This is a genomic window from Nakamurella panacisegetis, from assembly GCF_900104535.1.
Classification (GTDB): domain Bacteria; phylum Actinomycetota; class Actinomycetes; order Mycobacteriales; family Nakamurellaceae; genus Nakamurella; species Nakamurella panacisegetis.
On sequence record NZ_LT629710.1, the window covers coordinates 1,822,491 to 1,846,652 of the forward strand.

The 24,162-nt window shown below is 64.7% G+C and carries 11 protein-coding genes, 2 pseudogenes and 1 other annotated feature; of the genes and pseudogenes, 5 read left to right on the top strand and 8 right to left on the bottom strand.

Annotated elements, in window-relative coordinates:
• Positions 1-444: 444 nt before the first annotated feature.
• Entirely contained in the window at positions 445-1,878 is a 1,434-nt protein-coding gene (locus tag BLS97_RS08060; protein ID WP_090475524.1) for a tetratricopeptide repeat protein, read from the top strand.
• 11 nt (positions 1,879-1,889) lie between these two features.
• Here BLS97_RS08060 and BLS97_RS08065 read toward each other — a convergent pair whose 3' ends face one another.
• A complete protein-coding gene (locus BLS97_RS08065; RefSeq protein WP_090475525.1) occupies positions 1,890-2,495 on the bottom strand; it encodes a metallophosphoesterase in 606 nt (201 codons plus the stop codon).
• Entirely contained in the window at positions 2,492-3,274 is a 783-nt protein-coding gene (locus BLS97_RS08070; RefSeq protein ID WP_197676467.1) for a nucleotidyltransferase domain-containing protein, read from the bottom strand. The genes BLS97_RS08065 and BLS97_RS08070 overlap by 4 nt, the downstream gene beginning before the upstream one ends.
• 329 nt (positions 3,275-3,603) lie before the next feature.
• Between BLS97_RS08070 and BLS97_RS08080 the strand changes: the two are divergent.
• A pseudogene (locus BLS97_RS08080) lies at positions 3,604-4,748 on the top strand (IS3 family transposase).
• A 348-nt stretch (positions 4,749-5,096) separates the two neighbouring features.
• Positions 5,097-5,453, top strand: a complete 357-nt coding sequence (locus tag BLS97_RS08085; RefSeq protein WP_157695291.1) for an SCO4402 family protein — start codon at positions 5,097-5,099, stop codon at positions 5,451-5,453.
• Between the two features lie 15 nt (positions 5,454-5,468).
• On the opposite strand, the gene istB is transcribed toward BLS97_RS08085, so the two are convergent.
• Together istB and istA are read right to left on the bottom strand one after the other, a co-directional pair.
• Complete coding sequence (gene istB / locus BLS97_RS24465; protein ID WP_090475530.1) at positions 5,469-6,245, bottom strand: IS21-like element helper ATPase IstB; 777 nt, start codon at positions 6,243-6,245, stop codon at positions 5,469-5,471.
• Positions 6,242-7,775, bottom strand: a pseudogene (gene istA / locus BLS97_RS08095) (IS21 family transposase). Before istA ends, istB begins: the two are co-directional and overlap by 4 nt.
• A gap of 1,378 nt (positions 7,776-9,153) precedes the next feature.
• Between istA and BLS97_RS24180 the strand changes: the two are divergent.
• Positions 9,154-17,901, top strand: a complete 8,748-nt coding sequence (locus BLS97_RS24180) for an RHS repeat-associated core domain-containing protein (protein WP_172832237.1) — start codon at positions 9,154-9,156, stop codon at positions 17,899-17,901.
• A gap of 660 nt (positions 17,902-18,561) precedes the next feature.
• On the opposite strand, the gene BLS97_RS08110 is transcribed toward BLS97_RS24180, so the two are convergent.
• A complete protein-coding gene (locus tag BLS97_RS08110) occupies positions 18,562-19,380 on the bottom strand; it encodes an IS3 family transposase (protein WP_157695292.1) in 819 nt (272 codons plus the stop codon).
• A gap of 55 nt (positions 19,381-19,435) precedes the next feature.
• Between BLS97_RS08110 and BLS97_RS08115 the strand changes: the two genes are divergently transcribed.
• Positions 19,436-20,697 (top strand): IS3 family transposase gene (locus BLS97_RS08115; protein ID WP_090475533.1). Its coding sequence is split into 2 segments (ribosomal slippage): positions 19,436-19,739 and positions 19,739-20,697, totalling 1,263 coding nucleotides; the frame shifts between segments, so codons are not numbered across the junction.
• Positions 19,735-19,866, top strand: a sequence feature (AL1L pseudoknot). Its footprint overlaps the gene before it by 132 nt.
• Positions 20,698-20,881: 184 nt before the next feature.
• Here the strand turns inward: BLS97_RS08115 and BLS97_RS08120 are convergent.
• The 3 genes from BLS97_RS08120 to BLS97_RS08130 all read right to left on the bottom strand — a co-directional run bounded on the left by BLS97_RS08120 (position 20,882) and on the right by BLS97_RS08130 (position 24,157).
• Positions 20,882-21,880, bottom strand: a complete 999-nt coding sequence (locus BLS97_RS08120; protein ID WP_090475534.1) for a hypothetical protein — start codon at positions 21,878-21,880, stop codon at positions 20,882-20,884.
• On the bottom strand, positions 21,880-22,908 hold the full coding sequence (locus BLS97_RS08125; RefSeq protein WP_231988514.1) for a nucleoid-associated protein: 1,029 nt from the start codon (positions 22,906-22,908) through the stop codon (positions 21,880-21,882). The genes BLS97_RS08120 and BLS97_RS08125 overlap by 1 nt, the downstream gene beginning before the upstream one ends.
• 196 nt (positions 22,909-23,104) lie before the next feature.
• Positions 23,105-24,157, bottom strand: coding sequence for a hypothetical protein (locus BLS97_RS08130; RefSeq protein ID WP_090475536.1), 1,053 nt, complete (start codon positions 24,155-24,157; stop codon positions 23,105-23,107).
• Positions 24,158-24,162 lie beyond the last annotated feature (5 nt).

A 24,162-nucleotide genomic window follows, 5' to 3' on the forward strand; every position in this document is an offset into this window, starting at 1 on the left:
GGGGACGGCGGCGAATCCGTCCGGCAGCCAGTTCCAGCCGGGGAGCCGGCCGTTGGGTGGGGCCCACGGTCCCGGGGGAGATGACCTCCAGGGGTTCGGCGGCTGTCATGGGGATCAGGTTACTCCCCGGTGGTGAATCCCCAGCTCTGGGAGACGACCGGTATGTTCAGTGATCCCTTTGGCCGCAACGTCTCTGGGATGCGCCACTCGGCGTAGATCACCATGTGCGTGCTCTGCCGGCGGGCGGCGATCTGAATTTCGACGTGATCGCCGACCGTTCGTGTCGTGCACGCGGGTGGAGTGGAGGGCTGCGTGCAGTCGACGGTCGGTGAAGGATGCAAATCGGGAACGGGCGCGCCCCCGCAAGGGGACCCACCCGTTTCTCAGGGTGCGGGTTGGCAAGCTTCATGTGACGAAGGGGCCACGAACAGCTATCGTCCGTACATGGTTGACCCGCTGCCGCTCCGAATTTTCCTCGCTACTCCTGGCGATCTAGTGGATGAGCGCGCAGCTGTACGCGCGTGCGTTGACGAGCACAACGCCCGCAGCGAAGGTGCTAACGGCATCAGGTACGAGGTCGTCGAGTGGAATCAAGTGCGAGGCACCGTGCGTCGAGCTCAGGAGGCGATCGACGAGTTGATCGCTGAGAGCCACTTTATGATCGCCTTGTTCAAGAACGCTTGGGGTAGCACGCCGGGTAGCACGTGGGGTTACACCTCTGGTACCGAAGAAGAGCTCTTCACTGGACTGCTCGAGCTCGGACAGGCCGAGCAGCCGATGAGAGATCTGTGGGTTGGTTTTGTCAAAGACCCGGCCCCTGACAACCGAATCCTTACGTTGCGGCAGAACATTATCAACACGTACTCAGTGATGTTCGAGTCGATCACCGACCTGCGGGATCTGAAGGTGAAGCTGGCCGATCGTCTCAGATCGTGGGAGGAACTCGCTGGCGCGAAGACCCCAAGACACGTCGATCTGATGCCGTCGTCGGGGAAGGACGTGCTTCGCGCGGCGAACTTGCGACTACGCGGCGAGAAATTGGTCGAGCTTGGCCAGCCTGATACTGGCCGCGCCTTGCTGCGGGAGTCCGCAGCCCTGGGTGGTCCTGTCGAGAAATTGGCGTATGCGAGGGTACTTCGCCGGGCCGGCGATTTAGAAGGCGCATACACGCAAACGCAGAATGCGATCGACTACTTTGCCGAAGACGGCCTGCTCTACTCCGCGCTAGCGGCGGACGCTTTCTCTGCCCAAGCAAGGGTGCTGAACGATCAAGGTTGCTACCTTGATGCCATTGGACGGCTTGAGCGCGCGCTGACCTTGCTGACCGGAAACGACGCCTACGCACAAGTGATCCGTTGCCGTATCCAGGATGATCTCGGACTCGCGTACATGAAGGTCGAAGACCTGCCGGGCGCTCGGCGAAACTTCGAGGCGGCGCTACAGATGAGGCGCGACGCCGGCCGCGACCATGAGGTGTGCCAATCCCTGATCAACCTTGCGCGACTCGAGATCGCTGCCGACGACCTGCCTACCGCGGCCGGATACGCGGACGAGGTGGTCCTGACCTTGCGTGGTACACCGCCGTCTAGTTTGCATGCAAACGCCGGCGTACTAGCGGCCCAGGTACGTCTTCGACAGAGTCGCCCCGAAGAGGGCATCCCGCAGGCGGAGTGGGCGCTTGCAGTGAACCGTCAGATCGCGAACAAAAACGGTGAGGCCATCTCGTTGCTGCTGCTCGCCCAATGCTGCCGTGCGGCGGGCCGGCGCACGGAGGCTGAAGAGCACGCGCGCGCCTGCCTCGCTCTGAATGAATCAATGGAAAATGCCCGCGGCGCAGAGAAGGCGAAGTGGCTCCTCGACCGCCTGCCCGCCTCCTGATGGCCGTCAGCTCAGCGGATGACTTCGCCCTGATTGTCAACTTGGATGTAGTCAAGGGAAGGCCACAGAAGCGCGGTCAGTCGTCCAAATTTGGTTCCGCAGCCCGTGTCCAGTTGGGCCGAGCGGTGCCCGATGCGCGGAATGTCGCCGACGGGGACGTGCGCGCTGATGCGGAACTTGGGCGTAGATGGACGCGAGGGAATGTGTTGCGCAATGAGGCTTTCCGTCTCGTACGTCAGCGGCATGCGGCGAAGTGCCTCGACGTGGTTGGGTGGAAGCCTGGCCTCGAATTCCGCGAGGACGTCAGGCCCCACCCGCCCCCGCACGTAGGATCGGATGGTCATTGCACCACCCATTTTCAGGAAGGCACTCAAGTCCCGGCGGTCGAGCGCATCAAGGAGCGTTGCCTCGTGGTTTCCGGACAGCAGGGTGGCACGCCCCGCGTCTGCGTAGGAAATGAGCTTCTCTAGGACGTCGGCAGATTGCGCGCCCTTGTTGATGTGGTCCCCGAGGAAGACCGTGTGCGGCACGCTGCACCGGACGAGAGCGGCCCACAACCCCTGAACGGCACGTAGGTTGCCGTGAATGTCGCCAACGAAGGCGAGCTCGCTACTCATAACAAGATCTTCTCCACTTCGGCGTAGTCCGTACCCTGTCCCGTGATGCCCAACGCTAGGAAGGCCATCGACAGCAAGTCACCTGGCCGCCCCCATTCATTGACGATAGTGGCCTCGAGTGAACCACTCTCGCTCGATGGGAACTCACCAATGATCAGCCGCAGTCGATCCAGACACTCATTCAAGTCCTCAAGAGACGCGGGCCCCGGGTGTCGCGATGACAAGAGGGAGGTGAGTTTCGGGTCGCTGTACCGGCGGGCGAGCTCCCGTACCGAGAAGCACGGGTTGCCGGCGGCGATAGCTTGAGCATAAAGGCAGCTGCGCAGCAGGTACCGAGCCTCTCGTAGTAACCCTGGAAGGTACTTCGGTAGGTCGTACTTCGGTGTCACAAAGAGCTCGGACATCTGCCATGCGCGGCGAAGTAAGCGGGCGGTGTCGACCTCGCCCAACGTCTCGACGGCAGCGGCTAGCAGGCCGTCGGGATCCCAGACGATCTTAGAGTCACGTTTGAGATGAGCGCCGAACAGGGTGCCGATGCCGGTCGTTAGTTGCTCGCTTGTGTAATAGCTGACGTTCACGTCGCCGGCGTAAGTGCTCGGCATGGGCGTTCCTACGAGTGCCAGAAGATCGAGGTCCGAGCCAGCCACCGCGTCGCCACGTGCCTGACTCCCGTATACCAGCAGTCCGCGGACGTCGGCTGGAAGATCTGGAAAATCGACCAGGATGCCCGCTGGCACCCCGAGCCTTAGCAATCCTTCGGCCAGCGTTTCCTGAGTCACGTCGACCACCATACGATCCGCGGCCAAGGCGGCGAACCACCAATCCTCAGTAGGCGCGGGCTGGGACCGGACGCGCTGGTAACCAGCGGATCCACATGTCGGGGTGGCGCAAGGGGCACGCGCCGTTGCACCGCCAGAAACCGCAGCCTCGGGTCGCGGCCGACCACCAGTAGACGAACCGCAAGCGGAACGCTGAACTGACGCCTTCCGTCAACGCCCAAAGAGCCAACACCTGAACCGCACTGGCTCCGGTGGAGACTCTGATGTGCCCCGTGGTTCCCGGAGTCGAGTTGGCAGACTGAGGCCATCTCGATCCCGAAGGAGATCCGATGAAATACACCCCCGAGTTCCGGCGGCGTGTGCTCGATCTGGTGAAGGCCGGCAAGTCCGTGGCGCAGGTGGCCTTCGACCTGGGCGTGAGTGATCAGACCATCTACAACTGGCGTGAGCAGGATCTGATCGACTCGGGTTTGAAGCCGGGCATCACGTCGACCGACAACACGGAGCTGATCGCCGCGAAAAGGCGGATCAAGGAGCTAGAGGCCGAGTTGGCGATCCACCAACGTGCCGCTGAGCTGCTGAAGGCGGCGGTGCCCCCAAAAGGCGGTACGAGGCCATCTCCGTGATGGCCTCCGAAGGTCACTCCGTGCAGGCCAGCTGCCGCGTGCTGGACGTGTCGGAATCCGGATTCTACGAATGGCGCGGACGGGTCCCGTCTGCCCGGTCCGTCCGCCACGTGTGGTTGACCGAACAGATCCTGCAGATCCACACGACGTTCCGCGGGGTCTACGGAGCCCGTCGGATCCACGCCGAACTGACCCTGGGTCAGCAGATCAAAGTCGGTCACGGATCCGTCGAGTACCTGATGAGAGCCGCTGGCATCAAAGGACTCCCAGGAAACCAGCGACCGAAGCAGGTGCATCAGACGCCAACGGCGACCGACCTGGTGGACCGCAAGTTCAGCCGCACCGAACCGAACAAATTGTGGGTCACCGATATCACCGAACATCCCACCCGCGAGGGCAAGATCTACTGCGCCGTGGTGCTGGACGTCTTCTCCCGGCGGGTCGTGGGCTGGTCGATCGACAGCTCGCAAACCTCGACGCTGGTGACCAACGCCCTGTCCATGGCCATCGGGAACCGCAAACCTGCGGCCGGCGCAGTGATCCACTCCGACCATGGCGTGCAATTCACGTCTTGGGCGTTCACCCGCCGCGCCAGGGAGTCCGGGCTGGTCGCCTCGATGGGGTCCATCGGTGATTGCTATGACAACGCGGTGATCGAGTCCTTCTGGGGCAGGGTGCAAACCGAGCTGCTCGACCGCCGCAAATGGCGCACCCGCCTCGAACTGGCCACCGCACTGTTCGAGTACCTGGAGATCTTCCACAACCGCCAACGACGACACAGCGCCCTTGGCATGCTCACCCCCGTTCAGTATGAAATCGTTCAAGCTTCAGAACAGCCCGTGGCCTGACTCAATTGGTCCGACTCCGGGAACCACGGGGCACATCAGAGCCTCCATCAGACCCAGTGCGGTTCACTACCGCTATAACGTGTTCGAATCGGCAGCTCGTGGTCATAGGTGCTTCCGCTCGTCCGATGACTGGCTTCCGGTTGCCTGCTGCACCGACACCCGTCTCTTCAGCTCGGCGACCACTTGGGCTGCACTTTCGGTGCGCTGCGTTTCGTCAAGACTTGTGGCCCCACCCGTCGCCACGAATTCTGGCCCCGGTTGGACCGGCTGGAGCGCACTGCTTGATGCTTGGGGTGGACGCAGGGGACCCATCGGTTTCCGGATGGGTTGATGGAGGGACGGTCGGACATGCCGGAACAGGAGGTGGCCTGGACGGGGCGTCGACTCGACGTGATCGCGGCTCTTGACCGGCTAGCAACGATCAACCACGCCAACGTCTCGGACTGGCCCGATCTAACAAATGCCGTTCATTGGCTCATTGATGACACTTGGTGGGATCACCATCCGCCAGAAGAGGAGATTGGCTTGATTCTGCGGGATCAGACCGAGGCGGCTTCTATCAGCCTCGTTGTCGAGGCTGTATTGGTCGTTCTTGGGGACGTTCCTGTCGGCAGCCCGGATCGGGACTGTCTTGATCACCCTCGGTGGGACGATGTCGCCTCATTGGCGGTGGCGAGTCGCGATCTGATGGCCCGGCCAGTTTGAGGTTTGTTGGCTCCGCTATGTCGGTTGCGGCTTGGTCTTGCTGCCGAGACGGTATGACTGGCTGCCGGTTTCGATGATGTGGGCGTTGAAGGTGACGCGGTCGACGATGGCCGCGACGAGGCGGGCGTCGGTGAACACCGATCCCCATTCGCTGAACGGCAAATTTGTTGCCAATCCGATGGAGGCCCGTTCCTCCCGTTCGGTGATCACCTGGAACAGCAACTCGGCCCCTCTGGGGTCGATTTTGACGTATCCGACCTCATCGAGAAGGAGAAGATCCAGACGGCCGTAGCGTCCGACAACCCTTGACAGAACTCGTTCGTCGGCGGCTTCGACCAGTTCGTTGACCAGTTGGGCGGTGGTGACGTAGCGGACCCGGCGGCCTTGTTCGCAGGCCGCCAACCCGAGACCGATGAGTAGGTGCGACTTGCCGGTCCCGGAGTCCCCGAGCAGTACCACCGGTTCACCGGCGGCCAGGTAACCACCTTTGGCCAAGGTGGCCAGCTGCGCCGGTTGCAGGCCGGGGACCTGCTCGACCTTGAAGTCGGCGAGGCGCTTCAGCCGGGGGAAGTGGGCGTCGTTGATCCGGCGGGTCCGGCGCCGTTCGGACCGGTCATCGACCTCCGCGGCCAGCACTTCGGCGAGGTACCCCAGGTGGGATTGCCTTTCTCGCAGGGCGATCTCGGCCAACCGGACCGCTTCGGTGCGGACGGTCGGCAGATGAAGTTCGCGGGCAGCGGCCCCGATGCAGGCTTGCGCCGCCGCATCGACGGTGGACGTGGTCGTGGTCATGGTCGGCTCCCGATCAGCAGTTGATCGTAGGCGGTCAACGTCGGTGCGGGCCGGTCGTATCGGGACAACGCCCCGATCGGCACCACCGGCGCAATGTGGTTGACGGTGTGGGTGCGGGCGTCGATGATCACTGCGGCCGGATCCAGCACCGACCCGGCGACGGCGCGGTCCATCGCACCCGTCAGCGCCGCGGCGGGCATCGACCGGGGCGCCAGCAAGATCTCCACCAGCGCGCGGGTGCCGGCGGCGTCGCCCTTCGCCGTCCGGACGGGCGTCCCAATATCGTTGGTGGATGGCGGTGAACGCGCCGCTGCGGCGGGCCTGGACCAGTGCGGTTGCTCCGGGCAGCGCACCGGGTTTGATCTTCAGGATCTCCAGGTAGTGATCCAGAACCAGGCACTCGGTGAGCCGGCCGACGGCCCGTTCGTGCTCCGCGATCATGGCGGATCCATCGAGAATCTGCACTGCGGAGGCGGACAGCCGGATCGTCAACCGGCGTCCGGCGTAGCGGGCAGGGACAGAGTAGAACGATTGCCGCACCGACACTCTGGCCCTGGAGTCGACCCGGGCCGTCAGTAGCCGGGCCGGGTCGAACGGCTCCGTCGGGACTGGGAGCAGGGTGAGTTTCTCCAGCTCGAAGGCCGCGCCGATTGTGCAGTGCCGGCCGGTGATGACGCGGTTCTCATCGGCCAGGTCCGCGGCGCGGACCAGCTCGTTCAACCCGGCCAGCGACGCCGCGGCCGGGACGGGAACCAGGTGGTTGCGGCGGAACCGGCCGATCTCACCCTCCACCCCACCCTTTTCGTGAGCGCCAGTAATGCCAGGAATGCAGAAGAAGGAATCGAAGCCATAGTGACTGCGCAGGGCGATGAACCGCTCCGACTCGTCCCGGTCCCGACCTTTGCAGACCCGGGTCACTGCGGGTTTGAGATTGTCGTAGCGGATCCGGCCTGGGATACCCCCGAAGTGCTGGAACGCCAACACGTGTCCCTCCAGGAACGCCTCCTGAGCCTGGGTGGCGAACACGACGTGGAAGGCCCGGCCGGAGCAGGACAGTCGCATCACGAACATCCACAACTTCACCGGCGTCCCGCCGGTGCCGGCCCACAGTTCGCCGAAGTCGACCTCCGCCTCGGCCCCCGGCAGGTGCGTCTGCGGCACCGACACCTCCACCCGGATCAGGCCCAACTCGACCCGTCGGCGGGCGACATAGCGGGACACCGTCGTCTCCGATACTGCCGCCTGGTGCTCGGCGATCAGCCGTTGCCAGACCCGCCGGGCGGTGTGCCGCTGCTTGCGGGGGGCGAGCTTGTCGGCCTCCAACCACCCGTCGATCACCGCGGTCCACGGCGCAATCGCCGGCTGCAGCCGCGGCGGATAGACCTTCCGCGGCGGCGGTACCGCCGCCTCCAACGCTTGGCGCACCGTCCGGCGGTGCACATGATGCCGGTCCGCCAACTCCCGGATCGACAGGTCCTCCCGTGTCCGGTCCTTCCGGATCGTTTCGAACAGTTCCACTCGTGATCGCATCCCTGACCGACCTTCACGTCGCAGCAACAACCGACGTGAACATCGCAGAACAAGGTGGGGCCAATATTCGTGCCGACACACCGCCCCCACCGAGCAGACCCGGGCACCACCTCAGCCGGGGCCAGAATTCATGCCGATCAAGGGCTCAGCTGGGGCCACCACAGGTGACCACACCCAGTGCGCTTGACCGCAGGCTGCCCGGCGTTCCGCAAGGTGCATGCTCACAAGCGGCGAGCAGTGACTTCCGGCCTCCCATCCCCTTGAGGCGAGGCGCAATTGGCCGTGAACTGGCCAGACAGAGGGTGCCGGCAAGGAAGCTGTCATAAACCGATAAGTCCAACAGAGTGGCGATGTGGGCTCCACGGCAATTGCGCAATGGGCCCTTGCGTAGCTCTACTTCCTGCGGGTAGAGCCGTCGGCGAACAGGGCGAGGGGATCATCGGTCATACCGTTAACGCCTCGCAGGTGACCCGAGCGCGCCTGATCGATCAGCTCACTACCGGCGGCGGCGCGGCCGCGTAGTCCGCGGTGAACGTCTTGGACACCGCGGCCACGATCGGCGCGGCGCTGCTGCGAAGGCCGGCCCGCCGGTCCCGGTGTGGACGACCGCTCTTCGTGACATCACCCCTTCGGGTGGCTGTTCGCTCCCTTCTTGATGGCCAACAGGCTATGCCGGTCCGATTTACGCACATTTGACCGATTTTCCCCCCGGCTTCTCTCCCGCCAGATGACAGGCAGTGAAGTGAGAAGTTGTCGGGTTCGTCAGTACCCCGGTCGGGTGTCCGTTTTGAAACGCCATGTCGCTATTGAGGCTTCGCTCCGTGGGTGCAGAGGTTTTGCCTAGGCGATTCTCACATTGACCACATGGTTAGCTGCAGTTACGGTCTGGTCGCTGGTTCGGATTCACGTCCGTGCGCCTCGGCCCGTCTGGATAGGACACCGTCTCATGGTTGGTCAATCGTCGTTTTCGCGCGTCCACAGAAGGGCGATCCGCCTTGCGTGGGGTCGCGGTCGGGCCGTTGTGGCGGTGTTGCTGTCGGCGACATTGGTGCTGTCGACGCAGTCGCTGGCTGCCGCTTCACCTGTGTTGGGGGCCCCTGTGGACGTGGCGCCGGTGACGCTCCCGGCCCCGGATCCTCATGGTGGGTCAGCGAACGCTCCGAAGACTGGCACTGGACACGCGGTGCGGATCGGCGGTGACGCTTCGGTTGCCGTCGCCGGCACAAAGGGTGCTGCTGTGGTGCCGCCGGAACGAGACCGGCCTGTGGTGACGGTTGTTCAGGCCGGACCGGCCGGAGGATGGGCGGCACCGACGGCGAAGCCTGGCCCGACAGGGTTTGTGCCTGGTAAGAGCCGTGAGCGAACGGCCGATCGGACCGTGGATTCGCAGACTTTCGCCAACCCCGACGGGACTACTTCCAAGTTGACCTACGCGCGGCAGGTGTTCGTCAAGAACCCGGCCGGCGCATTGGTCCCGGTAGATGAGTCGTTGCGGTTGACCGGGGGGCGTTGGGCTACCGGTCCGTCGGGTGCGCCGGCCTCGTTTGCGGCGTTGGCCGATGACGTGAAGCTGGCGTCTCTCGCGGTGGGTGGCGGCGTGCTGTCCTACGGCGTCGATGGCGCGTCGGCGGCGAAGGTTGACAGTTCCACTGGCGCTGCGGTCTACAGCGGGATCCTGCCGGACGTCGACCTGGTTGCCCGGCCGACGGCATCGGGCATCAAAGAGTCGATCATCCTGAATGCGGCGACCGCGCAGCAGCAGTTCAGCTTCCCGTTGAGTGTCCCCGCCGGGGTGACTCCTGTCGTCACCACCCGAGGGTCGGTGGAGTTCCGGCGGGCCGACGGTTCATTGGTGGCGACCATCCCGGCTGGGTACATGTTCGATTCGACCAGGGGTGTGCACTCGGGTCTGCCGGCCGGGTCCTGGGGCGTCACGTACACGATCACCAGAACAGGGGCCGGTTGGTCGCTCGGGGTTGCGCTGGACCGGAAGTGGCTGTTGGACCCTGCTCGCAAGTTCCCGGTGACCGTCGATCCGAGCGTGACCGTCAAGGACGACGAGGACGACACGTGGATCCAGGAAGGTTCGTCGAACTCCCACGCCGGCCCCGGGCCGTCCAGCCTGTCCGGTGCTGAGCAGTACCTGGCAGTCGGGCCGGTGCCGCCCGATGGCGGGAGCGGCGAGGCCACGATCTCCTTGCTACACATCCCGCTAAGTTCTCTTGCCGGGCAGACGATCAGCTCGGCGCAGCTGGAGCTGGACGAAGTGTGGTCCTCCTCCTGCACTCCGGAAGAGGTCGACATCCAGGCCGTCGCCGAAGGCTCGGCGAACGCTTGGACCGGGTCGACCGTCGTCTGGCCGGGGCCCGCTCTGGCGCCCACGGTGCTGGCGTCGCAGACAGTCGCGCACGGATGGGATGACGGATCCGGGACGTCTCCGTGTAAGGACCCTGCGGCGGTGAAGTTCTCGCTCGATCCCGCTCAGGTTGCCAGCTGGGCGAACAACCCTTCGACCTATAACGGTTTCGCGGTGACCTACCCGTCGGGAGCGTCTTCGGACTCCTGGAAGAAGTTCGCTTCCTACGACGGGAATATCGACAACGCGCCACATCTGGTCATCACCTACGCCACGGAGAACGCCACCTACAACGCCACCACCCTGACCTTGCCGTCGCCGGCCGCCACCGGATCGGTGAACGTCGATGTCACCAACACCGGCAGCACCGATTGGGCCGCCGGCGCGGGTTACAAACTGTCCTATTCGATCAAGGACTCCGCCGGGAACCCGGCCGGCGCGGCCGTCACCCCGGTGGCGGTCACCGCCGCGGCGGGTGCGGTCGGCCATGTGGTGTTGCCGATCCCGAAGCTTGGGCACGGCACCTACACGATCACCGTGGACATGCAACGCCCGGATGGAACGTCGTTCCACACCGCTGACGGCACTCCGCTGGGCACCATCAGTTTCACCGTCCCGGATGCGGCGCCGGTGATCAACCTGACCGCGCCGAACGGTGAGACGTCGGTGCTGAGCCCGACGTTGTTCATCGGGGCGTCAGACCCGGATGATGCGACGTCGACGTTGCTGTACGACTTCAAGGTGTGCCCGGCGGCGACACCCACCACCTGCACCGACTCGGGGTGGATCAGCAAGAACACCTACCAGGTTGCCAACAACGCGGTCCCCTGGGGGGCGACCGCTTTGTGGTCGGCGTCGGTGAAGGACCCGACCGGCACCGTCGCGACGATGGCGTGGATGCAGTTCCACACGTTGATCCCGCAGCCGTGGAACGCCCTGCGGCTGGGCACGCAGCCCACCGGGGTCACCACTCCCGGCGTTGATCCGGCGACCGGCAACTACACCACCTCGGCCACCGACGTGACCGTCAACGGCGCCGGCCCGAGCGTGAACGTGACCCGCACCTACAACTCTTTGGACACCGGTATTCATGCGTTCGGGGCGGGGTGGTCCAACCTGGTCGACTCCCACTTGGCGGTGGACGCCGATGGTTCCGGCAACATCGTCACCTCCGACGGCTCTGGCACCGCCGCCCGGTGGGGGAAACTCGCCGACGGCACGTTCAGCCCACCGCAGGGCCGCACCGAACGGCTGGTCGCCAACGCCAACGGCACCTACTCCCTGGCCGACTCGGGCGGGTCGATCCGCACGTTCAGCGCCACCGGGAACCTCACCTCGATCACTGATGCCGCCGGCCACCAGATCGCCCTGACCTACACCGGCACCCACGTCACCCGCATCCAGAATTCGACCAGCGGCCGCGGCATCACCTACACCTGGACAGGCAGTCACGTCACCGCGGTGACCACCGACCCGGTCACCACCGGCGGAACCGGGCTGACCTGGAGCTACACCTACAGCGGGGACACCCTCACCGCTGTGTGTTCGCCGCTGCCCGGCACACCTTGCACCACCTACGCGTACACCAGCGGCAATCAGTTCCCCAACGCGGTCCGCGACGGCGCGCCGATGGACTACTGGCGCCTCGATGGCAGCAACCGGGACACCGGCCAGGACCCGACCGGGGTCGCCACCAACTCCGCCGCCGTCGGCGGGGTCACCTTCAACGCCGCCGACACACCCCTGACCCAGTCAACGGCGCCGACTGCGTTGTTCAACGGCACCAGCGGCTATTTGACCCTGGGCACCCTGGCCCTGTCGAAGTACGTCGGGCAAACCGTGCAGGTCTGGTTCAATACATCCACCGCCGGGGTCATCCTCTCGGCGCAGGATCAGCCGGTGTCCGGGTCGACGCCGACCGCGTCGGACCCGATCCTCTACGTCGGCACCGACGGGAAGTTGCACGCCGGGGAGCAGCAGGCCGCCGGTGTCACCCCCTCGACGATCACCACGACCGCGGCGGTCACCGACAACACCTGGCACCTGGCGACCCTGGTCGTCGGTGGCGGCCGGCAAACCCTGTACGTGGACGGTCAAGCCGCCGGCACCGCCGTCGGCGCGACGGACCTGACCGGCCTGACCTACGTCAGCGTCGGCGCCGGCACCTCCACCGGAGCGGCGGCGGCCCCGGCCGGACAGGGGTTCTTCAGCGGACGGATGAGCGACTTCGCGTTGTTCGCCACGCCGTTGACCAGCGGTCAGATCACCGCCGAGTACGCCGCCCGCACTCCCGTCCCGATGCTGTCGACCGTCACCTTGCCGCAGAGCAACCGGCAGTTCGCCGCCATCACTTACGACACCGCCGAACCGCGGGTCGCCACTCTGGTCGACCACAACGGCGCGACGTCCACCGTCACCTACCCCAACGGGGTAGGCGGCGGCTCGGAACTCGCGAAGATCAGCACCACCGCCACCACCCCAGCCAACTCGGTGAACTACTACTTCGACATGTCCCGCGGCGGTCAGATCATCAGCCGCGTCGACCCCCACGGCACCCAAAGCTGGGCCTACGACACATCCGGACTCTTATTGGCAACCACCGACGCGGATGGCTTGACCACCCAGTACGTCTACGACAGCCACGGAAACCCGATCCAAACGTCGGTACGGCCCCCCAACTCGGTCCTGACCACGATCAACTACGCCACCTACTACTGGAACGCCAGCAATCCGCTGGACCCACGCAACGGCACCAAACTGACCACCAGCGACGGTCGCGCCACCTCTGCCTCGGACGCGACCTACAAAGTCAGCAACGCCATCGACGCCATCGGTGACGTGCTCACCACCACCTACCCGACCCCATCCGGGCAGACTGCGGCTCCGGTGGTGAGCAACACCTACAGCGCCGGCACCGAAGCGGCCGCCGACACCGGAACCATCCCCAAATACCTGCTGCTCAAGACGGTCGGCGCCCGCAACCAGGTCACCTCCTACCAGTATCTGCACAACGGTGACCTGTATCAGGTGACCTCCCCCTCGGGGTTGATCACCCGCTACACCTACGACGGACTGGGCCGCAAAACCTCGACATCGACCTACAACGGATCGACGTTGATCGGCACGTCGACGTACACATTCGACGCCGTCAACGACCTGACCTCCACCACCACCGCGAAGACGACCGATGCGGTCACCGGATCACAGCACCAACTGGTCTCCAGCACCACCTACGACAACGACGGCAACCCCCTCGTCGTCACCGCCCACGACGCCATCGGATCCGACCCAGACCGAATCACCACCAACACCTACAACAGCCACGACCAGCTGGCCAGCACCACCAACCCGGCCGGGTTGGTCACCACCTACACCTACACCGGCGGCGGCGACCTCGCCACCTCCACCGCCCCCGACGGGATTGTCACCACCACCACCTACGACGACCGGCACCTGCCCACCAGCACCACCCTCACCGGAACCGGTGTCGACCCGCAGGACCCCACCGCGAGCGGCCTGATCACCGGGGTCAAGCAGTACGACCCGGCCGGGCTGCTGGCCAACCAGACCGACGCCGCCGGCAATCAAAAGGTGTACACCTACACGCCGTTCGAATTGCTCGCCACGGTGACGGCCAAGAATGTCGCCAACGCGGCCGGCGCGACCCACGACATCGTCCTGGAGTCCGACACCTACGACACCGCCGGGCACCTCACAGCGCAAACCGCTTCTGGGGTCAGCGCTGTCGCAACCTACGACCCAGCCGGCAACGTCGCCTCCACCACCCTGGACCCTTCCGGGATCAAACGAGTCACCACCAACAGCTTCGACGCCGATTCCCACGCGGTCACCGTCACCCGGACCGGCGCGACCTCCTCGGGCCGCACCGAAACAACCACTTACACCTACGACGACGCCGGTCAGGTCCTCACCGCCGCCAAACACGGCGCCAGCAGCAACCAAACAACAACGGTGGTCCGCGACGTCCGCGAACTGGTCACCTCTTCCACGGACCCGGCCGGAGCCGTGTCTACGTACACCTACGACGCCCTGGGCCAGAGGACCACCGCGGCGGCCCCCTCGATCACCACCTTCCGCAACAGCACCACCGCCACGACCACCCCGACCAGCCAGAGCGGCTACGACAGCTTCGGCGACACGACGGAAATCAAAGACCCCGACGGCAACATCACCACCACCGCCTACAACACCTCGGGACAGCCGACCACCGTCACCGCCCCGACCTACACCCCCGTCGGGGGATCTCCGCTGGTGTCAGTGACCACCACCGGCTACGACGACATGGGTCGGGCCTCCACCTACACCGACGCCGCCGGACGTGTCACCACCCTGACCTACAACCCACAAGGGTCAGCGATCACCAAAACCGACCCAGCCGTCGGTACGAACCCGGCCGGCGTCTCCACCAACAGCTTCGACCGCGACGGCAACCTCATCCAGAGCGTCAACCAAGTCGGAGTCACCACCAAAGCCACCTACGACGGTCTCGGACGCCAACTGACCGCCACCGCCGTCGAACGGTCCGCCACCATCGCCGGAACGTCCTTCCCGCAGGTCAACTACACCACCACCAACACCTACGACGACGCCGGCAACCTCACCGCCCAAACAACCCCCGAAGGTAAGACCTCCACCGGCACCTACGACGCAGCCGGAGACCAGCTGACCTTCGTCGACCCCGCCGGACACACCACCACCAACACCTACGACCTGGCCGGCCGGACCGTGACAACGACCAACCCCGACGGCATCGTCACCACCAACACCTACAACCTCGTCGGAGCTCTCACCGCCACCGCCGTGGCCCACGGAAACACCACCGCCACCACCGGCATCACCTACGACGCCAAAAGCCGACCGACCACCATCACCAGCCCCGCCGGCCGAATCACCAACCAGGCCTACGACGCCGACGACAACCTCACCCTGGTCACCCAGCACCCGACGAGCACCACCACCACGACCGTCGCCTACGGCTACGACCCAGCCGGGAACAGAACGAAGTTCACCGACGGCAACGGCAACATCACCACCACCACCTACACCCCGTGGAACCAGCCCGAAACGGTCACCGAACCGGCCACCACCGCCGACCCCACCGACCGGAACTTCGTCACCAAATACAACATCCTGGGCCAAGTCTCCGGCACCACCTCACCCGGTGGCATCAGCACCACCAACACCTACGACGCCCTCGGCGACCTCACCGGCCAAAGCGGCTCCGGAGCCACCGCCAGCACCACCGCCCGAACATTCGGGTTCGACCTTTCCGGCCGAATGACGTCGTTCTCCACCCCCGGCGGGACCGAAACAACCACCTACAACGACCGCGGACAACTCCAAACCACCGCCGGACCGGCCGGGAACTCCAGCTACGTCTACAACGGCGACGGCACCATCAACCAGAAAATCGGCGCCGCCAGCACCCAACAGTTCACCTATGACAACGCCGACCGCCTGGCCACCGCCTTCGACCCAATCAACCAAATCACCCTGACCCTCACCACAACCGCAGCCGGCCTACCCACCGGCTACACCACCAAGACCACGGCCAACGCCACCGCCGAAAAGGTCACCGCGACCTACGACTCACTCGACCGCATGTCCGGACTGTCAGCGATCAACTTCGCCGGCGGCACCACAACCGCCGCCACCTACGGCTACGACCTCGACAACAACCTCACCTCCAAGACCGAAAACGGCAAAGCCAACACCTACGGCTACGACAACGCCTCCCGGCTGACCAGCTGGGCCGTCACCGGCGGAGCCACCACCACCTACAGCTACGACCCGGCCGGCAACCGCACCGCTGTCAACTCGGTAACCTCCACCTACAACCAACGCAACCAGCTGGTCTCCGACAGCTCCGGCAACACCTCCACCTACGACAACGCCGGCGACCTCATCGCCTCCAAGACCGGCGGCGTGACCACCGCCTCCACCTTCGACGCCTTCGGCCAACAAGCCACCGACGGCGCCTCCACATTCACCTACGACGCCCTCGGCCGCGCCAACAGCCGCACCGTCACCACCCCGGCCAGCACCACGGCGCTGACCTACGACGACCTGAGCAACAACCTCGCCGGCACCGGCACCGCCACCGTCGAATACCTACCCGACGGCACCCCCATCGCCGAAAAGTCACCCGCCGGCGTCGCCCAAATGCTCCTGGCGAACCCACACGGCGACATCATCGACAGCTACACCCGCGCCGGCAGCACAGTCTCCAGCCGCACCTTCGACCCCTGGGGCACCGTCACCGCCACCACCGGCACCGAACAACCCGTCGTCGGCTACCAAGGCGGATACACCGACCCCACCACCGGCGACGTCAACGCCAACGCACGCTGGTACAAACCCGCAAAAGGCACCTTCAACAGCCGCGACACCACCACCAACACCGCACCACCCACCGCCGCCACCAACCGCTACACCTACGGCAACAACAACCCCCTCACCTACAACGACACCAACGGACACTGGTCCGTGTGCGACCTCGGTTTGTGCACCATGCCGAGCTTGAATCCCGGCGCGCTGAATGGCGTCATCAGCGGCGGAACCGCCGCAGCCACGATCGCCTCCGAGGAAGAAACGGGCGGAGCGCTCTGCCTGGGCGTGGCCCTGGAAAGCCTGGGGGTCGGCTGCGCCGCCGTCGAAACCGGCACGCAAGTGGTCGCAGGCATCACGGCCCTCGTGAACATCTTCAGCTCGTCGGGCGGCTCCAGCGACGGAGGCTCCTCCAGCGGCGACGCGACCAGCTGGGATAGCTCCAAGTGGTCTAACCACAACGGCGTCTACAACTCTGACGCAGGTACCGGCAACGACGCCCCCCAGCAGATTGGCTGCCAAAGCCAGGGCTACTGCCCGCGGACCGGCGACGACGGTCTCCAGCAGATGGGCTGCCAAAGCCAGGGCTACTGCCCACCACCGGACTACGGGCCGGTCCTGGACGACCGATGCTCCAGCGGCTTCTGCGGCGGCCCCTTCCCGACCTACACCGGACCTGACGGCGGCGGCGCCGGTACCAGCGACGGCGGCGGTGATGGCGGTACAGGCGGCCCAGGATCCTCAGCCAACGACGCCGCGTCCGCCGCACTCACCATCCGCAAAGCTGCTCAATGGGCCCACGTCCTAGCCAACATCGCCCACACCCTGGACTGGGACGACCCCACCAGCACACCGATCACCAAGCCCCACCAACCCACCACCAGAGCAGCCGACAACAACCTCGTCGTCAAAGCCAGCAACAACGGGGCCGTACCCACCAAGAAGCCAACGGGATGCGCCGCAACCTGCGAAAACGACCCCACACAAACCGCAGGCAGCGCCGTCCAACCGATCAACACCACGCTGGACAACTCCTGCCACACCGGCGGACAAACCCGACCCGACAACACCAGCGCCGCCAACATCTGGACCTGTGGCGGCGCAGGAACAGCACCCAATACCCTGAAACTGCCACCAGAAGAAAGCTGGGCCAACGCAAAGACGCTCGACGACCATTACTCGCGTCACGGAGCTGACTTCGGAGCCACGTCACCGGCCGACTACGCAAACCAGGCATCGGAGTTCTTCCAGCGCGGACTTCAGGGCAGCTTGCCGACGAAGATCAGCTCGGATGGCACGATCCGCATCTACGATCCATCCACGAACAGTTTCGGCAGCTATGGACCAGGCGGAATGACGAAGACATACTTCAAACCGACCAGCTCCGATTATTGGAGCCGGCAGCCGGGAGTCCTTCAGTGACGGCCGGGTACAAATGCCCCGTGTGTGGGTATCCGGGATTGACAGAGCTTCCGCGCACGAACGAGGGCGGTGGCTCATACGAGATCTGTTGGTCATGTGGGTTCGAGTTCGGGGTCACCGACGATGATCGGGGCTACACGTATGACGAGTGGCGCGCGATGTGGGTCGAACGCGGCATGCCTTGGGATTCGGGCTCTCTTCATCCGAAACCCGAGGGTTGGGACCCTCAAGGTCAGCTGGCCGACCTATGAACCACCCAGCGGACCTTCCGGGTCTCTGGAGCGGCCAAGCCCCGACGTAGGGCTCATGGCAACCCGCGGCAAGTTCTGGGTGCCGTACTCGGCGGGGGAGGGGACGTGGCAGGCCGGTCGCCGGGGCCGGGTCATCGCTCCGCACGCGGCGGCGTCGGCGTTGGTGCTCGGGCCGTTGCCGGAAGGGTCCACCCATCTGCATGACTGCGACGTGCGGATCTGCGTGAGCACCGCTGCCGGTCATGTGCGGCGCGGCACGCAGGGGGAGAACGTCCGGCAGGCGGTGGCCCGGGGTTACCTGCGGGGGCCGCGTCCGGGTCTGGCGGATGCTCGTGGCCCGGCCGGGGCCTCGCACGCGATTCAGGATGCGATCCGCGTGGCAGGTCCCCGTTTTGTAGGCCGGGCAGTGCTAGAGCCTTGGGGTTGATGGTTCGATCTCACAGCCCACCGGTTGGTGGGTGTGGGTGCACTGGGCACCGTACTCGGCGGGTGTGAGGTAGCCCAGCGCCGAGTGGCGGTGCCGATGGTTGTGGTCTTCCTTGAAGTCGCCGATGACCACTCGGGCTTCTCGGAGGTTCGTCCAGTGGTTGCGGTTCAGGCATTCCCTTCGGAGTCGGTTGTTGAATGATTCGATGTGCCCGTTGTTCCAGGGCGTGCCGGGCGGGATGTAGATCAGGCCGACCATGTTGCGGCAAAAGTCCTGCAGTGCATCGGAGATGAACTCGGGGCCGTTGTCCATGCGCAGCACCTGGGGTGGGCCGCCGCACTCGTCGAACGCCTGCTGCAGGTGTGTGACCAGGCGGTCGGCGGTGATCGACCGCTCGACGATGTGCAGCATCGACTGCCGGGTGTGTTCGTCGATCATCGACGCGATCTTGATGGCCTTCCCGTCGACGGTCGAGTCGTATTGGAAGTCGATGGCCCACACCACCTTCGGCGCGTCCGCCGCGATCTGCGGGACGCTGTTGATGCCGACGCGTTTGCGGGGGTGGTAGATCCTGACCTGCAGTCCTTCGTCCATCCAGAGGCGGTGGACCTTTTTCTTGTTCACCTGCCGGCCCTCGTCGTGCCGCAACGCAGCCCAGGCTCGCCGGAACCCGTGCAGCGGGTGCTGGGTGGCGTAGCGGCGCAGCCAGGCCCGCAGGTCAGCGTCCGGGTCCGCGGGGGTTTGTGCGATCGGGCGGCGCTGGTAGGTGGACCGGTTGAGCCCAACAGCTCTGCACGCCAACTGAACCGCACTGGCTCCGGTGGAGACTCTTGACCTTGGGAACGTGGATGGAGTCATGGGATCTGAGGTTTCACCGGGCAAGCCGACCACCCGTCGGTATTCGCCTGCGGAGAAGGAGCAGGCGGTCCGGCTGGTCCGGCAGTTGCGCTCCGAACTGGGCACCGATCAAGGGACCGTGCACCGGGTCGCGCGGCAGCTCGGTTACGGCGCTGAGTCGGTGCGGTCCTGGGTGCGGCAGGCCGACATCGACGACGGACGCAAGCCGGGAGTGTCGACCAGCGAGGCGAGCCGGATCGCCGAGCTGGAGCAGGAGAACCGAGAATTGAAGCGCGCCAACGAGATTCTGAAGCGGGCAGCCAGTTTCTTCGGGGCGGAGCTCGACCGCCAACACAAGAAGTAGTCGCGTTCATCGACGCCAACCGCGCCGAGTTCGGAGTCGAGCCGATCATCACCACGCTGGCCAGCGCCGAGGTGACGATCGCTCCGAGCAGCTACTACGCCGTCAAGACCCGGCCGCCCTCAGCGCGCCAACAGCGGGACGAGCAGCTGATCCCGCAGCTGCGCGCCCTGTGGCAGGGCAACTATCGGGTCTACGGCGCTCGGAAACTGTGGAAGGCCGCCCGTCGGGCCGGGCACGATATCGGTCGGGACCAGGTTGCCCGGCTGATGCGCGCAGCCGGGATCCAGGGTGTCCGCCGCGGCCGGCAGATCCGCACGACCCGCCCGGACCCGGCGGCGCCGCGGCACCCGGACCTGGTGAAACGGAACTTCACCGCGAAGGAACCGAACCAGCTGTGGGTGACCGACCTGACGTATGTCCCGACGTGGTCCGGCGTCGCCTACGTGTGTTTCATCGTCGATGTGTATTCGCGGATGATCGTGGGGTGGCGGGTCGCGGGCCATATGCGGACCGAGATGGTCCTGGATGCGATCGAGATGGCCCGGTGGAGCCGCGGCACCCGGATCGACGGGTTGCGCTGTCACAGCGACGCCGGCAGTCAATTTACATCCATCCGGTACGGCGAGCGGCTGGCCGAGATCGGTGCCACCCCGTCGATCGGGACTGTCGGGGACTCGTTCGACAATGCGTTGGCCGAGACCGTGAACGGTTACTACAAGGCCGAGTTGATCTACGGACCCGGACGACCCGGACCGTGGCGGACCGTCGAAGATGTCGAGTTGGCGACCCTGGGTTGGGTGCACTGGCACAACACGGCCCGGCTGCACGGCTACCTCGGCGATCTACCACCAGCAGAGTACGAAGCCACGTTCTACGCTACGAAACGGACCGACCAACCCCTGGCCGGAATCCAATAGCTTGAGCCTCCATCAGACCCAGTGGGGTTCACGCCACATAATTCGAACAGTTGCAGTCGTGGGCCGCAACTGGCTGAGTCGACGGCGCCAGCTAACGGTTTGCATACGCTCACGCGGTTCTGGGGAACAACCCCCCGGGTCGGGCCGATCGGTGGGCCCCGCTCCGCTCCGGCGGCCACTTTTGTCAGATGTCGATAGCGAGGGTTTGTCCCCACGCGGTTGCAAGCCGGTCGACCGCATTCGCCAGTTCTGACCCTCTGACCGCACTCGCCAGCAACATCGGACGATTTGCGACCCGCTCTAACACGATAATCGACTCAGGTTGGGTGAATAGAAAGTATGAGAATTGCTCAGAGTAGGTGGTGCCTATTCCGAACTGATCGTATATCTCCGCTATGTGGGTCCTGCTGTCTTCGACGAAATCAGCTAGAGTAGTCGCGTACTCGTCTAACTCACCGACGACGAATGCACCACGGATAGCGTGTAAAACGTCCAGCGATAGCGTCTCGTCCCCCGGCTCACTGACGAAAGTGTGATAGTAGGTCTCGGCTGTGCGCAGGAGAAGGGCATCTGCATATCTTGGGTCGCTCTCGATCTCCGTCATCGCCATGTCCACCTCCTCGTCAAACATCTCAACGAGCACCGACAGCCTCGCCATCTTGCGTGCTACCTGGCGAGATGGTGCGACGATGGGCTTGTAGATGAGGCCGTGCTCCAGAGACGCCCAAAGGTCTAGAGCAGCGGATCTAAGCTGAATCTCGCACTCGATCGCCTCGCCATCGGACGTCGTGATGACCGGCACGAGGACCTGGATGTGAACCCCGGAGTAGTACAAGGTTCTCGGATCCTCGTCGGCGGCCTTGTCGATGGTGTACCGATGCACTAGGCCATGACTACCAGTTTCAAGTAGGAGGCGAAGAGCATTCACCTCTCTCAGCGTCTTTGGAACGATCTGGGCGCCGACCTTGTCGGTCATTTTCTCCCAGCAGTCGTCGCCGTACTTGCGCAGCTTTTTTACAAAGCTGCCTACAGCTTTCGCTCGAACGTTGATTTGCGCCTTTGGGCACCGTGCTGCTTGGCAGACCGACTGCAAGATGACCCTCATTGATTCGGCCGCTTCTACAAAGCTATCGTGTTCTGCGATATATCGTTCCCGGGCGGCGTCTTTCGTAGTCTCGGTCATTAGTCGGCCTTGACTTTTCCGCCAGCCCCTGACATCTTAGTTATCCGGTCAGTTATCGTAATAGTGGATTGCCCGCCGGTCTCGGTTTCGCTGACTTGTACGGATCCATCTTGATACATGTCTGGTGGTACCAAAGCATCTGCTCCTCGAGCCGTCGAGATCCGTATCCGCCGAATCTGACTACTGATTAGGGTCGTGTCCTTCTCGAAACTCTGAGCAGGCAGGCCGGCGGCCTCAATAGCTGCCATATACTCGTCTTGGTGCTCAGGTCGAAGATGGTTGGCTGCGAACGAGGTCGGCATGACCCGGTCGCTATTGCCCTGAAGCTCCGCAATCACCGCAATCTCGTACTCCGCGTTGGCCTCGGGGTCGTCTTTAGTCACAACGCGGATGAATTTTTGAGTGGCCTTGAGAAAGGTTTCGGTCAAGACGTCTGCTCGCTGCACGAACTTACAACCTAAAAACTCTATGAAATACTGGGCGACTCCACCATGAACTTGTTGGTCGTCAACTACTACCCCGCCCAGCAGAGATCCAGCATTTGCAGAACTGGCTGGGAATACTCCAACCTTGAAAACTCGGGTCCCTTCGCTCAAGATCAAGTCCCGCAAGTGCTCGGCCTTATAAGTGCGCAGCCCAGTCGCCGTGTTTACCGGCTGGACGCGCATGCCCTCTTGATGCTCCATCTTCGCGATAGCAACGCAAGGACCGGTGTCCACCGCACCGATGACCGTCATAACAAGACCACCCGGACTAACCGCCTTCTGCTGAGCGAACAGCATCGACGCCAGCTGAGCGGAGTCTTTGACGAGGTTTCCCGTCAGGGTAGCAAGACCCTTAATCAAGGCGGGAGATGGAGACGCGAGACCCACATCCTCAATGACCGGTCGAGCGCGACCTCCCAAAGTGGCACGCAGGCGCTGCTGGATGAACGCGCGGTCCGCGGCGTCAAGCTCGATAGGCGCCTCGCTGTACTCGATTGGATCAGCGTCGTCCTCTGTCCTGCGACCGTTAGGAATCTGATGCATGATCACCGTGTCGAGCCTAAAAGACCTGGTATTCACCATTGGACAAGTCGCCCCTTCGAACCGCTTGGTGCTGGCCCGGGCCGAGCCCGCGCCCCGATCTGCAGGACACTACCGCGCTGCGGAAGCAACTAGACGTCTTGACGGTCGAGTCAGACCAAGATCATTCTGGTTACGCTGCATGCGGGAACGCTGACGATCAATACTCGGACCGCGCGTATGGGCCGGCGATCCACCGATCGAGTTCGGCGACCCGGGCGTTGAGGGCGTCAACCATAGCGTCTACCGCGTCCAGAGCCCGTCCGGCCTCGGCCAATTCCTCGAGCGCTTCCCGGCGGGCGGCAAGGCCGGCGGCGTAGGTCTGCTCATACGTCGCGGCCACGTTGAGCACCGGCATCCGTGGTTCCGGGGGGCCGATGAGTAGTTCGCTGGCCGCGGTCGAGTCGACGACAGTCGGGTGTACCGGAGGTCGATCCGAGAGGTGTTGCCCGGTCAGGGCGATGCTGGAGCGGATTGTTGTCGGTCGTAGTGGGAGCGGCACCGATCCCCAGCGGTCGATGGGTGGGAACACCGGCACCGGCTGAGTAGGCCCGCCCCGTTTCGAGGGTCGTTGGCAGGCGTGGGTGCTGGGGCTCGCTTCGGCCGGGCCGAGCAGTTCGGCGAGCCTTCCGGTGGTGGTGTAGCGGGTGGCCAAGCGAAGCAGGGTCCGCCAGCGCCGCCAGATGCAGGCCGGGCAGACGGCCGGATCGTCGGCCGGTGCGAGGACCTGGCCGCCACCGATACCAATGTGCAAACACTGGTCAACATCGATGGTCAGGTCGTTACTGGTCAGGTCGGCCAACTGTCGGTGGGTTAGTCCGGCGCGGTGACGCAGCAGGACCAGCAGGGCGTCGCGGCGCCCGAATAGTCCGGTGGGCCACCCACCGACCGGGATCCGCGCGATGGCCTCGTCGACCACCGCCCTCACCGGACGTCGATCGGCCCGTTCCGGTTGACCGAGCTGCTGGGTGAGCCAGTCCCGCACCGCCGGGTCGGCCCCTGGCGGTTGATGTCCGTGTTCGAGGTGGATCCGGTTGATCGCCGTGACCCGCCGGCGGTGCGTGTGAGGAGCGGCCCGGTTCTCCTGCAGGAACGCAACGCTCGTGGCCGGTGCGGCTGGCAGGGCAACGTGGTCGGTGGCGGCGCACCAGTCGGTGAACAGGGCCCAGTCGGCGGCGTACCCGCGGGGCACAGTGAACTCGAGGTCGGTCATCGCTA